Genomic DNA, 15,354 nt, shown 5'->3' with positions numbered 1-15,354 from the left:
CGGGTCAGCCAGACATGTCTGGTACAACCAAAACAGGGTTTTTTGTACCGCTTTACGGCTGTGGTCACTCTGTATGCTGTGATAGGCCGAAATCAGTTCAGCCTCTGTTGCGGCCTGCAGCTTTGCCGGCAGGGTGGGATGATGGCTAAAAAACGTGTCTAAATCCTCTATTCGCAACAGTTCTGCCACGTACTCATCCAGGTGGGCGGGCAGCAGTGGGTTTTGCGCCAGTTTAGTATTTATTACCTCTAAACTATCCATCATTTACCTCCAAAAACTGTGGAGATAGCAAACTAATATAAAACCGGTCGTTTTATCAATTTAAATATTACATAAATGTTTAATTTTTTGTTAATGTATTGTTTTTGTTTGAATTAAAATTATTGCTATAAATTTCTAAGTGTGATTTTAGTCTCAATTTCTTTTAATGTAAACAGATCGGTATACGTCGAAGTCTATGCATTTGTGAAATGTGCAGCGGAGAAGGGAGCCGAGAAAGGGTGCCCGGTGATAATGCCGGATGGCTGCGGCATGAGTCCAGGAGGGGGGAGGCGGACGCGGGGCTACAGTACGATGTTTTCGGCTTCAAGGATGGTTTTGGCCGTTGCCCAGGCCAGCAAGGCCGGTGAGTATTCGCTGTGATCTTTGTAGGTCAGTTCAGAGATGATTGCGCCGTCCAACAGGATGACAAAGGTAAAAGCGATGCGTTGTGCCCGTTCTTTTTTTACCAGCGGAAAAAGAATCCCGGCGATTAATGCCACCAGAGTTTCTTTCATTTCCTTATTGATATCAGAAATTTCTTTGGATTTATTACCAAATTCCAGCAGTGAGTTTGTAAACATGCATCCGTGAAAGTTTTCATCTTTAAACCAGGTGTGATAATAATTAAACACCGAAAATAGTTTATCTTTAGGGGAGTGTTTATTTTCAATTAACTCTTTGATATTTTTGATGAATTCATCTTTACGCTGGGTTAATACTTCAATGATTAACTGATCTTTTGAGGCGAAGTTACGGTATAGGGTAAGTTTGGAAACACCCGCTTCAGAAATAATCTTATCAATGCCTACCGCTTGATAACCCTCTTTGTTAAATAAGTCCGTCGCGACATTAATTATTATTTGTTTTTTGGTTTTCATAATACCCCCGGAAACTCAACAATTATTTACAACAATATCATATTATATAACTAAAAGTATACGTGAGATCCCCGAGCCGTGAACCACTCGGGTGGACTAAAAGAGAGAGCGTGGGAACCGGAGATGTTGAAAGGGGTATCACAGGGCGGTGAACCTGCGCGTTTTTACGTCATGAAAAGACATAGGGTGGTCACCCGATAATTGAAGTGAAATAACCCTGAATCAGGCCAGTAATGTTTCACGATGCACAGGGGAAATTGAAATATATCTGGAAGAGTTTTCAGGCTAACGCGTTGAGGATAAATCAGATAAACATTCGCGGGGTGGTATGAGAACACACGTTTGGCTCCTCTGACTGGACTCGAACCAGTGACATACGGATTAACAGTCCGCCGTTCTACCGACTGAACTACAGAGGAATCGTGTGAACGGGGTGCATAATAAAGGGGTGCTCCGGCTTTGTCAAAGCAGAAAAAAGCGTAACGGTTTGTTTGCTGGCATTATGAACAACCCGGGGGAAATCCCGGCAGAAACAGCGGCTTATTTATCCGGTAAGCTGTAAATGACGCCCCGCAGAACCGATGCGGCAGGCAGAGAAGGGGGAAATAACGGAAAGCAGAAACGAAAAAAGCCTGCTTTAAAAGCAGGCTTTTCGAATTTGGCTCCTCTGACTGGACTCGAACCAGTGACATACGGATTAACAGTCCGCCGTTCTACCGACTGAACTACAGAGGAATCGTGTGAACGGGGCGCATCATATCCATACGCCCCGACCCTGTCAACGGCAAAGTGACACGATTATGCTGACTGCTCAGCAACTAAACAATACGGTGCTGTGATGGCACTCTCTGGCACAACATGGCACTAGGCCGGCGGTCGTTGCAGGCGCGCCAGCGGGTCTTGCCGGTAGAAACTGACAAAATAGGGGTAGAGCGCCGGGAAGCGCCCGGCCAGCAGTTCGGGCGCACTGAAGAAGTATTCAGAGAGCACCGCGAAACACTCCGCCGGATCGGTCGCGGCATAGGCGTCCAGGCTGGCGGCGGCTTCTCCCACCAGATCGCTCTCTTCCTGAATGGCGTCCATCGCGGCGTGCAGCGCTTGCTCCCAGCCCGCCACGCTCCGCAGCGGGATCGGCGGCACACCGTTCACCACGCCGCCGTTGCGCAGGTCCAGTTTATGCGCCACCTCATGCACCACCAGGTTAAATCCGGACAGATCAAACGAATCCTGCACGTCCTGCCAGTTCAGCACCACCGGCCCCTGTTCCCAGCTCTGCCCGGCGTGCACCATCGGCCCGCTGTGTACCAGCCCGGCGTCATCTTCCCAGACATCCTCCACCAGAAAGGGGGCAGGGTAGATCAGCACTTCATGGAACCCGTCCAGCCACGGCAGCCCCAGTGACATCACCGGCAGCGCAAACAACAGCCCCAGCCGCGCTTCCATCAGCGGGGTAAGCACCAGCCCCTGTAACGGCACCAGGCGTTTTTGCCGCAGGAAGTGGGCCGCCAGCGCGGTAATCTGCTGTTTTTCTTCGGCGGTAAAGGCAGCGAACAGCGGAATCGCCAGGGCTTCCGGCCACTGTTCAAACGGGGGGGAAGGGGGAGGGGTTGCTTTCCACGGCCACTTAATCATCATCTTGCTCGCAAAGTGATCACTCGAACATCCGGGCACCGGTTAGTGCTGTAAAAATGCCGTAAAACAGGGCATGATGGCAACCGCAATTACGGAGAGATGCCGGAGCGGCTGAACGGACCGGTCTCGAAAACCGGAGTAGGGGTAACTCTACCGGGGGTTCAAATCCCCCTCTCTCCGCCACTTTTTATTCAAGCAGTTACGCTGCTCCCTGTCTGTGATAAATCTCCCGCCCCTGCTGTTTTACCTGGCATTGTCCCTGTTTTTTCTGCCTGTTCAGGCTTTACCGACCTTTTATTTATGTTTCCCTGATGCGGGAAGTTTAACCGGCTGCAGACCCACTGCAAATTGCGCCGTCACTGTGGCGGCATGGTTGAGGGCGTTGGCCTGCGCCAGATAGCCCTTCTGGCGGGCGCGCAACGCCTGTTGCCGCAAGTGCGCCACCACTTTTTGTGCCGCATGCACCTCAATGTCCGCTATTACGGCATTGGTGACCGGCAGCTCCTGCAACGCACCGCCCAGCGTCTGGAGGGCAAACACCACGCGGCCGCAGCCCGCCAGTTTGCGGGCGGCCAGCAGCCGGGTTTTCAGAACGGCATTTTCTGCCGCCAGGGCCAGGTAAGCCGCTGAAGCTTTCGGACGCGTTTTTTTAGCTGTACTCTTCACTGCACTCTTAATTGCCCTCTGGGCGGACATAGGGCCTCCCGCTGAAAAGGTTGCTTTCAGGTAAAAAATAACCGTGATGAAAAGTTAAGCCTATGGTGTATTGATTGTCAACCTAAGGCTTATAAGCGGGCGGGTGAGATAAGGCCTTGCAGGCGGTTCAGGTATCGCGTTTTCGCCGCAGCAGGTAGCTTTCAGTCAGCGCATCCAGCTCTTTCAGCCGCTGTTCAAACACCGCCAGCATATTTTCCTGCTCCAGATCCGGCAACTGATCGAACAAATCCAGCATCCGTTGCTGGCGTGAGGTCAGGCCGGAATCGGGCTCTACCTCCTCGCCCAGCAGCCAGGGCAACGGCACGCTGAGCGTTGTGCTGAGACGCAGGGCCGAGGTTTTACTGATCTGCCCCCGCCGGTACCAGCCATTAACGGATTGCGGGCTGACACCGGCGATACGGGCCATCTCCGCCTTTGAGATACCCTTCATTTTGAGCAATTCATCCAGCCTGACGGCCAGGGCGTGGTCACTACGGTTTAATGATTTCATCGAACGAGTATACCCATAAGGGTTACGCTTATAAATAAGCTTAGTGTTGAGTTTATTGTAAGCTTTAGGCTTAGGTGCTATGCTGATATCACGCCTGCTGTTGATGGGCGCTGTACGCCCTCACTGAGAAAAATGAGCCGCCGGCCAACCCCGTATTACCTGTGCGTGGCCCGCTCTGCCAGGCCTGAAATTACGCGCCTCTCCTTATAGGTTAGCGCGGCTAATTTGATGGATAGGTCATTCAGGTCTTAGATATAAATTCGCGCGAAAGGATTAAATGGACAGGCCCCCGCAGGGGATGAACAATTAATCGGAACGATGGCTATGACATTCGACAATTTACGTGAATTTATTGCGCCTGGGGGACGGTATGAACTTTATACCGACGGAGAGGAGGTGATCTGGGTGTTACCCCTTGCAGATGACCAAATTATTATTACTCCGGAGTCGTATGAGGCGCTGCTGAACCAATACGGCTATAAAATCGTCCCGATGTAACCGGGCCGGAGGGTGCGCGGCCCGCGAGTGGCCCGGCGCACCCGTGCCGCCGGTACATATTTCTGGTCTGGAGGCGTTATGCCACTGTCTGAACCGGATTGGTTTTCCCACCTGTTACAGGCCGGCACCTGGCTGGCCGATCACCCGCTGGGGTGCTTTACCGGCTTATCCGCTTTTATTGTCTCTTGCTGGTCCGGGCTGGCCGAGGGGCGGCGCGGCCTTCCCTTGCTTGTCGGCAGTTTGGTCTGTGTGTTGACCACGCTGGCGGTGGTGGCTGCCATGCGTTCCAGCGGGCTGCACGCGTCCTGGATGCCGATTGTCGGCATTTTTGTCGGCTTTGTCGGGGCGGACCGCATCCGGGATGCCATCTTATCCGCCTGGGAGAGCCGTAAAATCCCACCTTTCATTGATTCTGAAAAGAAATAGGCCCGCAGGCGGCTGAAAAGAAAAACCAGTAACCCATTGAATTATTAAATAACTGCCCCCATATCTGTTCTCCGTTCTCACCAATAAAAAGGAAAAAAAGATGGGAATCAGTGAAAAAGAGCGCCTGCGCCGACAGTTAAACGAAAAGCACCGCATCAGCCACAGCGCCATGTGGCTGGCAGGCATTGCCGGCCTGTATTTCATCCTGATGGGCGTGACCGGCCACCCGCTGGGGCCGATGCTGTTGTCCGGGGGCATCTGCCTGACGGCCGGATGGCAGGCTTTGAACAAGCGGCGTAAGGTCAGGGGATATAAGCGGAAACTGAAGCGCATGGATAACGCGGAGAAAGTGCCTGCGGGTTGACCGCAGGCACTGATGGCATTACGCGAGGGGATTAAAGGAAAGAGTCATCGTCATCGTTAAAGCTGTCATCGCCAAAACTGTCGTTACTGCCGAACGTATCATTCTGATTATCCAGGAAGCCATTACTGGCGTAGCGATCGTCCGTGCCGTTAAACGTATCCAGATTATTGGATTCATCAAATTCCTGGAACATGCTCTGATCTTCCGCGGTATTCACCGGCATCGGATCATCATTATTAATGATGTTCACAATCTCTTCCGGTTGGGAATGGTGGAACATGCCGGTCAGCATATCCGCCAGCATGACCCCACCTGCCACCCCGGCCGCCGTTTGCAGGGCACCGCCGATAAAACTTCCCGCCCGCGAAGGTGCAGCCTGAACCGGCGCGGCAGGTTGCTGGGAATAGGGCTGTTGCGGCGCATTGTTCCAGGCGGCCTGATTCTGCTGGGCAGGCTGATAATTCTGGTTCTGCTGCGGGGCAGGGGCAGAGCGGTGGCCGCCGCCAAACAGGCTGGAGAGGAAACCGCCGCTGCTCTGCTGCGGTTGGGCCGCCTGCTGTTGCAGCGTGTTCACCTGCGCCTCCAGTGCCTTGACGCGTTGGTCCATGCGTTTTAAGGCCGCTTCCTGAATAATGATCGATTGCGCCATATAGTAAGGCGCTGCCGGCTGTTCACGGATACGCGCCTGGATACGTTGCTCGGCGGCATGGTCACGTGCGCCGGTTTGTGATTCAGCCTGTTTGAGACGATCAAACAAACCATCAATGAGTTGCTGTTCTTCAGATTGCATAGAAACCTCCAGTGGTGGTGCAGCGCCGTATTACGTTGACACGGCAAGCGTGTTACCGCCGGTTAACTGCATATGTCTATTAATAATAGATGACGTTAGCCTGTTAATTGGGGCAAATACAGAATTCAAAAGTAAAGCAGGGCAGAAATGTGTTACCACTTTGTTCATATGGCGATTTTTTAGTCTTTTCAGGTTTCGTCCGGCGCCTATAGACAGCGCAAAATAACTCTGAACGTGATTTCACTTCTCATATTGGGGTGGCACACCGCCGGCAGGGGGTTGACAGCGGCCGTAAAAACCGATGTATCAGGTTCAGTATGGAATATTGCAGGGATTTATTAGCTTGAGAGATGTTTTATGCGCCCCCCATTGGCATTTTTAGTGGTTTGGACGGCCGGATTAACCAAAAAAAATGGCAAAGCAGCCAGAAACGCGCTTTTTCTGCCTGCGGACGTGCCGGCCCGGCAAAATCACCGGAATAACAGGCTTTTCCCTATCTCTCTGATGCTAATAGGGAAAAAGATGTGAAATATTTTGATTTCACTTAACGCCGGACGAGCGTCGCCCACAAAAAGTGAAAAGTCATAAAATAACCCGAGGTTTTATATTTCACCGATTGCACCCGGCGGGCGGGTGTGTGATGTTTTGGGTGTCTAAGATATTTCGCACGCAGGAAATAGTTAGGAATACTGAATTAAAATAGTCTCTTGTTACGGAGGTTTTCATGCTTATTGTCTGGTTCGCCCTGGCCGTTATATTACTCTCTTTCTCTGTCTACGCGTTCAAAATGTATCGCGGTGAAAAAGAGAAGAAAAAACTTATCGTGCGTCCGCGAATGATGTCACTTCGCCGCCGCCACAGCCACAGTCATGGCTAATCCTGGAACGTACATACTCTGCCACAGCAATTTCAGTCATTGAGCACTGATTTAAAAAATAAATTGGCATGACTTACGCCACGCACTTTTATTTTTTGACTTAGGATGCGTTTTCTTTGCAACGCGTAAACGTACCCGGCGCCAGTTGCCGGGTACGTACTCCTGTTTCTTCTGCCCGCTTTCCATCCCCACTGCTGTAACCGCTATACTCCTTATCTGCGTACGATTTCCTGTCCAGTGAGGGCCAACCTGCGATGTATCACCGTATTGACGGCAGCCGCTACCGGCAAATTTTTGTAGTAGGTGACGTGCATGGCTGTTACCAGTCGCTGCAACAGCAGTTACAGACACGGGCCTTTGATCCGCAACAGGATCTGGTGATCGCCGTGGGGGATGTGATTGACCGCGGGGCACAAAGCCTGAGCTGCCTGGGGTTGCTGGATGCGCCCTGGTTCTGCATGGTGCTGGGTAACCACGAACAGATGGCGTTAATGGCGCTGTTAAGTGGGGTGGAATTTCACTGGCAACGCAATGGCGGCGACTGGTTCTACCGCCTGAAAGGCGAGGCGCGGAGCCGGGCGGAAGCGTTGATCCACCGCTGTGATGCCCTGCCGTTGATTATTGAAGTCACGAACCTCCCGCAACAGATTGTGATCGCCCATGCGGATTACCCCGCCAGTCACTATGTGTATGACCAGCCGGTCAACGCGGAAGATGTGGTGTGGAGCCGTAAACGCGTCACCCGTGCGCTGGAAGGGCACGGCAGCCGCATTGGCGGGGCGGATTTATTTATCTTCGGCCATACCCCGCTTAAACGTCCGCTTAAATTTCTTAACCAACTTTACCTGGATACCGGCGCAGTATTTGGCGGCCGCCTGAGCATGCTGCGGATTAAATCGGCCTGAGCGTCGCCCGTTCCCTCGGGTTACCCGCGATTTTCCCGGCTAAATAACCGGTTTACCAATGATCAGCATGGCTAATCTTTATTTTTTCTGGCGGATAAAAAAGGTTAAACAGCATCAACAGGTTTAAAACGCATAATAGTCCACCCAGTAAAAATAATTAATGCGCGATAACAGGTAATTAAGAAGCAGTCGGCGTATTTTCCGGTGGCCGCTGAAGCTTTTATCATGAGAGTATAATTAATGATGTTGCTGTTTTTTCACTTTTTCAGGCAGATTTCATCAGGTGAAATCAAAGCGGATGCTTATTAAAGCACGGAAAAAGGCGCAAAGGCAGAGCGTGCCGGCGGTGACATGCCGGGCGGTAAAATGGGCGCTGCGGGAGATTTGCCTGAAATGGTATGATGCGCCGGGCGCGTACCGTGCGCGGCGTAGGGCATAAGGACTTTTGCAATGCAGATCATGTCGTTGAATCAAATTCGTTGGTTAAGCCTGGTGGTGATGTTGGGCGGCTTACTGTTGTTGCTGCCGTTGCATCTGCTGGGCTGTTTTATTGCCGGTTTTGTGGTGTATGAGCTGGTCAACGCCCTGACGCCACATTTCCAGAAGATCATCAGCGGTGACCGGGCGCGCTGGCTGGTGGTGGCGCTAATCAGCACGGTGGTGGTCAGCGGCCTGATTGCCGCCGTGACCGGCATCCTCAGCTTTCTGATGCAGGACATCCAGAACTCGGCGGTCTTCAATGCACGGGTGGCGTCGCTGCTGGAAGATGCGCAGTCCCGCTTGTCGCCGGTGATGTCCCATTATCTGCCGACTAACATTGAAGAGTTGCAGCGCCAGTTCCTGAAGTGGCTGCGCGAGCACATCGTAATGTTGCAAAATATCGGCAAAAACGCGGCCCACACCTTTATCACCATGTTAATCGGCATGGTGCTGGGGGCGATTGTCTCCCTGCAACGGGATGACAGCGCGCAACCGTACCCGCCCCTGAAGGCCGAACTGTTGCAGCGGGTGCAGTTACTGGCCTCGGCGTTCCGCAATATCGTGTTCGCGCAGTTCAAGATTTCACTGATTAACACCGTGCTGTCGGCGGCCTTCCTGTTCGGCGTGCTGCCGCTGTTCGGCATTCACCTGCCGCTGGCGAAAACCCTGGTGGTGGTGACCTTTGTCTGCGGGTTGATCCCGGTCATCGGTAACCTGCTCTCCAATACGCTGATCTTTATCGTCGGGTTGTCGCTGTCGCTTTGGGTGGCACTGCTGGTGCTGAGCTATCTCATCATCATCCATAAAGTGGAGTATTTCCTGAATGCCCGGATTGTCGGCACCCGCATCAATGCGCGCTCCTGGGAAATCCTGCTGGCGATGCTGATTTTTGAGTCAGCCTTTGGCCTGCCGGGAGTTGTGGCTGCGCCGATCTACTACGCTTACCTGAAAAATGAACTGCGCCATGCGGCGTTGATCTGAACCACAGCGGCGTAACCGGCCGTTAAAAATAAATGTGTGCGCCGCAGCGGGCAGTGGCTTCTCCCGCTGTGGCGCGGGTGGTATTCTTCCCGGTTTTCGGGGGCGAAGGAAAAAAAGTGGCAAAAGAGTTAGATCAGTTACTCAAAGATATCGATCTTATTATTGAACATGTGGAAAACCTGAAAGTGCTTGCGCCCCGCCCGGCATCCCGCCCTCCCACGGTAAATGGTCAGACTTACGATTCGTTCTGTGAAACGTTCGCCATTAAAGCGGTGTTGCGGGCGTTGATCGCCTCAGTGGATAAGATTGTCCAGGTGCAGATCGCCAATAAAGTCGAGCAGGACATCGCCCAGCTGGATGAAAAAGTGCGGCAGATTGGCGGCGACCATGCAAAACCGGACGACCTGGCGCAGATCACCGCGTATGTCCGGCATGCGGTATCCGAAATTTTACCGTAAAAACGGGCAGGGAAAATCAGGGGCGCGACACCCGCCGGGGCCGCGCCCCTGCTGTGTTTGACGGGAAAGGAAGGGGGGTTCCCGGTGATGAAAAACGCGGCAATCATCACTGCAAGTCATAAAAAGAGTTGCTATTACATCCCCGCTATGAGTAAATGCTCTCCGGCCTGTGGTACAGACCTATTTATGCACGACATCCTGAGTAAAGAAGTTTCAATCCAAGCGTTATCGTTGATAGCCCTTCTGTGACGAATTTCCTTTTGAGTGCCTCATAAGTAATGGCTGAAAGCCGGCTATATATCGCCTTCGGCGTCACATTTTTAATATTAAGGAATTTATCATGACTATGATGAAAGGTCAGGTTAAGTGGTTCAACGAGTCTAAAGGCTTTGGCTTCATTACTCCGGCTGACGGCAGCAAAGACGTGTTCGTTCACTTCTCTGCCATCCAGGACACCGGCTTCAAGACCCTGGCTGAAGGCCAGAACGTACAGTTCTCCATCGAGAACGGTGCTAAAGGTCCGTCAGCGGCTAACGTTACCGCTATCTAATCTCCCTGCTGCGCAGCAGGCTGTAACAGGCACGCGCGCTGTCAAAGAGATTCCAAAAACCCGCCTCGGCGGGTTTTTTGTTTTAAGAGAATAGTCACCCGCTTCGGCGGGTTTTTTGTTTTTGTACGTCCAGTAAACATGCGCCCGGGCCCGCGGAAAACACGCAAAAAAAAGCCCGCGGTGAGCGGGCAAAGTTCCTTGTTACATCGTTTTTTGAAGCTACTACTTTGGGGGGTAGTACTGGGCTAGTCTAGACGAAATCCCTGGCAGAATTCCCGCGGGGAAGTGTTAAGATTGTGAAAATATACGGCTGAAGACACCCCCGGCCACTCTGTGGTAGCCTGTGTGCCTGCATTCTTTTCAGTGCGCTTTTCAGTACGTAAATACGCGAGGCAACGCCATGAAAGTAAATGATTTGGTGACGGTAAAAACAGACGGCGGCCCACGCCGGGAAGGCGTTATTCTGGCGGTGGAACAATTTAACGAAGGGATCATGTATCTGGTGCAACTGGAGGACTACCCCACCGGCATCTGGTTCTTCAATGAGGTTGACAGCCTGGACGGCACCTTTGTTGAACCCCGCAACGCGTAATTGCGTCCGCAGAATGATCAGGGCAGCCGCAGCTGCCCTTTTTTACGTCAGAAGGTTTCCCAGTCGCTGTCATTCACCCGGCCGGTGCGTGCGCCGGCGGCACTGACAGGCAGCGGCGTGCGGGGGCTGTTCACTGTGGCAGCCGGGCGGGCAGGGGCTGCACTCTGGCGGTCGTTCAGCCGGAATACCGCCACAGACTGCGTCAGGCGGGCAGCCTGCGCCTCCAGCGAGGCCGCGGCAGCCGACGCCTCCTGCACCAGCGAGGCGTTCTGCTGGGTGACGCTGTCCATTTCTGACACCGCCTGGCTCACCTGCGAAATGCCGCGGCTCTGCTCATCAGAGGCTGAGGCAATCTCGCCCATGATGTCCGTCACATTGGTCACCGCTGACACAATCTCGCGCATGGTGTCACCGGCGTTGGCCACCAGCCCGGCCCCTTCACCCACCAGCGTCACGGATTCTTCAATCAGCGACTCAATCTCTTTCGCCGCATCCGCGCTGCGTTGTGCCAGATTACGCACTTCGCTGGCGACCACCGCAAACCCGCGCCCCTGTTCACCGGCACGTGCCGCTTCAACGGCCGCATTAAGCGCCAGGATGTTGGTCTGGAAGGCGATGCTGTTGATGACGGTGGTGATCTCCGCAATCTTGCCGGAGCTTTTGGAGATGCTCTCCATGGTGCTGACCACGTCACCCACCAGCGTACCGCCCTGGCGCGCTTTATTAGAGGCGTTGGCCGCCAGCTGGCTGGCGTGGTGAGCGTTTTCAGAGTTCTGTTTCACCGTGGCGGTGAGTTGCTCCATGCTGGCGGCGGTCTGCTCCAGCGAAGCCGCCTGCTGCTCGGTACGGGCGGAAAGATCGGTGTTACCGGAGGCGATCTCTGCCGATCCCTGGTGGATCGACTCCGCGCCTTCACGCACGGCAGACACGGTCTCAGCCAGTGCGTGCTGCATCAGATCCAGATTCGTTGCCAGCACGCCAATCTCATTGCGGCCGGGGCGCATCGCGGCGAGGGTCAGGTCGCCGGCGGCAATCTGGCGGATGCGGTTTACCAGCATCAGCAGCGGGGCGATCACGGCGCGGCGCAGCACAAGGTAAGTCAGCAGGGACAACCCCAGCGCCGCCGCAAAGGCCAGCGCCATCATCAGGTAGCCGAGGCCGGCATTGGCACGGGCGTGCTCATTGATCTCATTGGCCTGTGCGGTACGGAACGCGGAGGATTCAGACACCGGCTTGCGGTAAGCGGCCTCCAGTTTGCTGAGCGTCGTGGACTCCAGCGCCAGCACATCCTCAAACCGCCCCGTTTCTGTGGCCGCCATCATCGGCGTAATGCCCTGATCGCGATAGGCGCTGTACGCTTGTTTCAGCTCCGCGTTGAAATCGGTGCCGGACTCACTGCGTTTGCTGTTGACAATAAAGTGGTCAAACGACGTCTGGGATTGATTAATGATCGCTTTCGCCGCCGTGATATCAGCCAGGGATTGCGGGGTGTCATTGATGCGTGCGGCAAACGCGGCCTGAATCATCAGCAGGCGGGCGGTGCTCAGGTGGTTGGCACTGTCAGTCAGCGCTTTTCGCGTGGCGATCTCCTGGTTATTGCTGACCAGCGCATCATTGCTCTCTTTGAGGAAATAGCTGGACGCCCCGATAGAGACGGCAAACAGCAGCAGGATGCTGCTCAACATCACAATAAACAACGTAACCAGACGGGTGTTTCCGATCACCCCGGTCGGTAAGGAACCTTCAGCGTGTGAAGAGGCATTCATAATAGTGACTCATTGCAAGGTATGAAAATAACCCTGTGCAGGCAAATCGCACAGAAAGGGCATGCGAGCCTGTTATCGGCAGCAGAAATCAAAGCTTTAACCACGGTAATGTTGCCGCACCGCTGCCGGTGAGAAAGGGGGAAAGTGCCTTAAAGCCAGCATTCATGCGCCCCGGCAGGCAGTGAAAAATTCTGCGGGGTGAAATGAGAGGATTCTTAAAAGAGCGGTGAAATTGAAATAAAACCGGCCATTTCAGGTGAAATAAAATAACGGTACGGGCGTAAATTTTATTGAGCTTTACTGCCCGGTAAAATAAAAAAAGCGCAGGCCACCGGGGCAGAGGGAAAACAAGGCATTAAAAAACCCCACCGGGCACAAACCTGGTAGGGTAAAAGCGCAAAAAAAGTAACTGGGGAATTTACTCATTTTTAATTACCGCAGTAATTAAAAATGACAATAGCTTATTTAGCGCGGACTCAAAACTTCAGGATATAAAACGGATTACCGGGTGTTGACATAAATCCCGCTGGTCAGGGTGTCAGTCAGACGCACCACATGATAAATAACCTGTTTATTATGCGTTTTAATTTTACGTTTAATATTGCCTTTATGTGACGAGACCGTTTTCGCCTTGATTTGCATCTTGTCAGAGATCTGGATGGTGCCTTCCCCGGACATCCACATGCGCAGCATGTTAGACTCGGTCTGGCTCAGCGTTACCGGCGTCACATCGATCTTTGGGCGCTGTTCTGCCGCGTGGCTGGTCTTCTCCAGGTAGCCTTTCAGCAGCTCGTTCAGGGTCTGCGGCTTAATCGCTTTTGAAGAGATAATCACGTTCTTGCGAACAAAGAGATACTCTTCAAAATGGATATTGGTGATCGCCATAAAAATAAGGAATAACGTATCCGGGTGCTGCATGATAATACGTTTAATGCGTTCTTTTGCGTTAGCCTCGTGAATAAAGCAATCTTCATTAATAAACACAACATTGGGATTTAATTTGCTGCATCGTTCCTGAAGGCTTTCAAGGTCGTTAATGGCATTTATATGTTTCTTTCTGACGCCATTACTGGTCAGGTAATCGGTCAGACCCAGGCGTGTATAGCTGCATGAATCCATAATGATCGTCGGCATAAGAGAACCCCTCAATTAAATCCGTTTTTAACCGTGAAATTACAGTAAGAAAAATCCTGAAGACGAGAAAATAGATCAGATACATCACGTTGGTCTATGTTCTACCAACAAACCTATCATCAGTTCAATGATAATTTCAGACTAAGCCGCTGATTCAACACTAACTATAAATTTGCCTTAAGTCAGTGGCAGCCGGTAAACCGGGTTCTGAGGAGGAAAAAAGCATCAGGTACCTCCTTTCAGGTAGGGATAACGAGAGAAAGGGCGGCGCTGGCGGGCTTGATGTCTGAAAGAAGCCGGCATAGACAATGAACCGGCGTTTGAGGGATAGATTAAAATAATTCATCTATTACAGCATCCTGATTGACTAATTATCAGAATTTGTCTTAAGTCTATTTTTCGTACAAACCCCCTGGATTTTTCCTAAATTAAAACAATAACTTATAGTAATTAATCACGGGTGGAAATGATAAGTACTTCAAAAAAGATCAGCTAATGCACAAATTAGTAACACAATTGAAACTTAAATCACGTATGCAAGTCCTTTTTGTAACGCATTTTACAGCGATGCCGTACGGTTTTTATCCTGAATTGTGAAGTAAAAGCATTTTAGGCTGATGAATAATCTGTTTTGCTGAACTATTGGTGAAATCATACTGCACTATTTCATTTTATATAGCCTGTGCTATCGTTAACCGGTTGCTCAAATTTTGTTATGTAACCTCAGAATTTCCATAACAAAAATCAAACATCCTCTTTTCAGCCTGTGTTGCCCGCGCCGCCGTTTTTTCATCAGGGGGGGAGGGTGAACGACCTTTATAAGGGTGATACCTATGCCTGACATTAATCATTTCGGCCAACCCGTGGGGGAAGATCTGCCCTCCTGGTCTGCCCGGCCGCGCCCGGCGCGTATTACTTTACCCGGCGACTATTGCCGCCTGGAGCCGCTGGAAGCGGAGCGCCACACCCAGCCGTTGTTTGATGCCTATTACAGTGTGCCGCATACCGAAGGGTGGACTTACCTGCCGGTTGAGCGCCCGGCTGATCTCCATGCGTTCCGGCTGTTGGTGGCCTCCCTGGCCGGTGGTGATGACTTACACCTGGCGGTGATTGATAAAACCACCGGCGAGGCGCTCGGCACCGCCGCGTTTTTGCGCGTCGACCCCACACACGGCGTGGCGGAGCTGGGCTGGATTAACTGGTCGCCCCGGATGCAGCGGCAGCGCGCCGGCACCGAGGCGATTTTCCTGATGCTGCGCTACCTGTTTGATGAACTGGGCTACCGGCGCTGTGAATGGAAATGTGACAGCCTGAATGCCCCCTCGCGGGCGGCGGCCCTGCGGTATGGTTTCCGGTATGAGGGGCGCTTCCATCAGGCGCTGGTGACCAAAGGGCGTAACCGTGACACAGACTGGTTTGCGCTGCTGGATCGCGACTGGCCGGCGGCCCGGCAGGCGCTCACCGGCTGGCTGGCCGCCGGTAACTTTGATGAAACGGGCCAACAGCGCCGCCGTTTGCAGGATTTCATGCCGCAGAAACCGGCCTGAGGGGAGGC

General features: G+C 52.6%; 17 protein-coding genes and 3 tRNA genes. 11 read left to right on the top strand and 9 right to left on the bottom strand.

The features are described from left to right. Positions 1 to 563 precede the first annotated feature (563 nt). The 4 genes from CYR55_RS05000 to mtfA all read right to left on the bottom strand — a co-directional run bounded on the left by CYR55_RS05000 (position 564) and on the right by mtfA (position 2,771). Positions 564 to 1,139 (bottom strand): TetR/AcrR family transcriptional regulator, encoded by a 576-nt coding sequence (locus tag CYR55_RS05000; RefSeq protein WP_101815058.1) that lies wholly within the window; start codon positions 1,137 to 1,139, stop codon positions 564 to 566. A gap of 343 nt (positions 1,140 to 1,482) precedes the next feature. Then, positions 1,483 to 1,558: transfer RNA gene (locus CYR55_RS04995), tRNA-Asn, on the bottom strand. Between the two features lie 240 nt (positions 1,559 to 1,798). Then, positions 1,799 to 1,874, bottom strand: a tRNA-Asn gene (locus CYR55_RS04990). 129 nt (positions 1,875 to 2,003) lie between these two features. Further along, a complete protein-coding gene (mtfA, locus tag CYR55_RS04985) occupies positions 2,004 to 2,771 on the bottom strand; it encodes a DgsA anti-repressor MtfA (RefSeq protein WP_101815295.1) in 768 nt (255 codons plus the stop codon). 93 nt (positions 2,772 to 2,864) lie between these two features. On the opposite strand from mtfA, the gene CYR55_RS04980 reads away from it, so the two are divergent. Then, positions 2,865 to 2,954: transfer RNA gene (locus tag CYR55_RS04980), tRNA-Ser, on the top strand. A 111-nt stretch (positions 2,955 to 3,065) separates the two neighbouring features. Here the strand turns inward: CYR55_RS04980 and CYR55_RS04975 are convergent. Beyond that, entirely contained in the window at positions 3,066 to 3,467 is a 402-nt protein-coding gene (locus CYR55_RS04975; RefSeq protein ID WP_101815057.1) for a hypothetical protein, read from the bottom strand. Between the two features lie 127 nt (positions 3,468 to 3,594). Next, positions 3,595 to 3,978 (bottom strand): helix-turn-helix domain-containing protein, encoded by a 384-nt coding sequence (locus CYR55_RS04970; RefSeq protein ID WP_101815056.1) that lies wholly within the window; start codon positions 3,976 to 3,978, stop codon positions 3,595 to 3,597. A 324-nt stretch (positions 3,979 to 4,302) separates the two neighbouring features. Here CYR55_RS04970 and CYR55_RS23495 point away from each other — a divergent pair, with 324 nt between their 5' ends. The 3 genes from CYR55_RS23495 (at position 4,303) to CYR55_RS04955 (ending at position 5,266) form a co-directional block, all read left to right on the top strand. Further along, entirely contained in the window at positions 4,303 to 4,476 is a 174-nt protein-coding gene (locus CYR55_RS23495) for a hypothetical protein (RefSeq protein WP_165698501.1), read from the top strand. A 78-nt stretch (positions 4,477 to 4,554) separates the two neighbouring features. Beyond that, positions 4,555 to 4,902: a phage holin family protein gene (locus CYR55_RS04960; protein WP_101815055.1), complete on the top strand. Its 348-nt coding sequence runs from the start codon at positions 4,555 to 4,557 to the stop codon at positions 4,900 to 4,902. A 100-nt stretch (positions 4,903 to 5,002) separates the two neighbouring features. Further along, positions 5,003 to 5,266, top strand: coding sequence for a hypothetical protein (locus CYR55_RS04955; RefSeq protein ID WP_101815054.1), 264 nt, complete (start codon positions 5,003 to 5,005; stop codon positions 5,264 to 5,266). A gap of 31 nt (positions 5,267 to 5,297) precedes the next feature. On the opposite strand, the gene CYR55_RS04950 is transcribed toward CYR55_RS04955, so the two are convergent. After that, the gene (locus CYR55_RS04950) at positions 5,298 to 6,056 is read right to left on the bottom strand and encodes a DUF2076 domain-containing protein (protein WP_101815053.1); all 759 of its coding nucleotides are present in this window, start codon (positions 6,054 to 6,056) and stop codon (positions 5,298 to 5,300) included. Between the two features lie 724 nt (positions 6,057 to 6,780). On the opposite strand from CYR55_RS04950, the gene CYR55_RS23490 reads away from it, so the two are divergent. The 6 genes from CYR55_RS23490 to dsrB all read left to right on the top strand — a co-directional run bounded on the left by CYR55_RS23490 (position 6,781) and on the right by dsrB (position 10,899). Then, positions 6,781 to 6,933: a hypothetical protein gene (locus tag CYR55_RS23490; protein WP_165699526.1), complete on the top strand. Its 153-nt coding sequence runs from the start codon at positions 6,781 to 6,783 to the stop codon at positions 6,931 to 6,933. Between the two features lie 254 nt (positions 6,934 to 7,187). Further along, positions 7,188 to 7,838 (top strand): metallophosphoesterase, encoded by a 651-nt coding sequence (locus CYR55_RS04945; RefSeq protein ID WP_101815052.1) that lies wholly within the window; start codon positions 7,188 to 7,190, stop codon positions 7,836 to 7,838. 450 nt (positions 7,839 to 8,288) lie between these two features. Next, positions 8,289 to 9,299: an AI-2E family transporter gene (locus CYR55_RS04940; RefSeq protein WP_101815051.1), complete on the top strand. Its 1,011-nt coding sequence runs from the start codon at positions 8,289 to 8,291 to the stop codon at positions 9,297 to 9,299. 116 nt (positions 9,300 to 9,415) lie between these two features. Beyond that, the gene (locus CYR55_RS04935; protein WP_101815294.1) at positions 9,416 to 9,757 is read left to right on the top strand and encodes a hypothetical protein; all 342 of its coding nucleotides are present in this window, start codon (positions 9,416 to 9,418) and stop codon (positions 9,755 to 9,757) included. A 340-nt stretch (positions 9,758 to 10,097) separates the two neighbouring features. Continuing rightward, positions 10,098 to 10,307 (top strand): transcription antiterminator/RNA stability regulator CspE, encoded by a 210-nt coding sequence (cspE, locus tag CYR55_RS04930; protein WP_072928349.1) that lies wholly within the window; start codon positions 10,098 to 10,100, stop codon positions 10,305 to 10,307. A gap of 400 nt (positions 10,308 to 10,707) precedes the next feature. Then, positions 10,708 to 10,899 carry a protein DsrB gene (dsrB, locus tag CYR55_RS04925; RefSeq protein WP_101815049.1) on the top strand — a complete coding sequence of 64 codons (192 nt, stop codon included), beginning with the start codon at positions 10,708 to 10,710 and terminating at the stop codon, positions 10,897 to 10,899. Positions 10,900 to 10,946: 47 nt separating this feature from the next. On the opposite strand, the gene CYR55_RS04920 is transcribed toward dsrB, so the two are convergent. Beyond that, complete coding sequence (locus CYR55_RS04920; RefSeq protein ID WP_101815048.1) at positions 10,947 to 12,665, bottom strand: methyl-accepting chemotaxis protein; 1,719 nt, start codon at positions 12,663 to 12,665, stop codon at positions 10,947 to 10,949. Positions 12,666 to 13,166: 501 nt separating this feature from the next. Next, positions 13,167 to 13,799, bottom strand: coding sequence for a transcriptional regulator RcsA (gene rcsA, locus CYR55_RS04915; protein ID WP_101815047.1), 633 nt, complete (start codon positions 13,797 to 13,799; stop codon positions 13,167 to 13,169). Between the two features lie 833 nt (positions 13,800 to 14,632). On the opposite strand from rcsA, the gene CYR55_RS04910 reads away from it, so the two are divergent. Continuing rightward, positions 14,633 to 15,346, top strand: coding sequence for a GNAT family N-acetyltransferase (locus CYR55_RS04910; RefSeq protein ID WP_101815046.1), 714 nt, complete (start codon positions 14,633 to 14,635; stop codon positions 15,344 to 15,346). The last annotated feature ends 8 nt before the right edge of the window (positions 15,347 to 15,354 follow it).

It is taken from the genome of Chimaeribacter californicus, assembly GCF_002858675.1.
Classification (GTDB): Bacteria; Pseudomonadota; Gammaproteobacteria; order Enterobacterales; family Enterobacteriaceae; genus Chimaeribacter; species Chimaeribacter californicus.
Note: the sequence above shows the minus strand (reverse complement) of the source record. Positions and strands in the feature narration are given on the sequence as shown.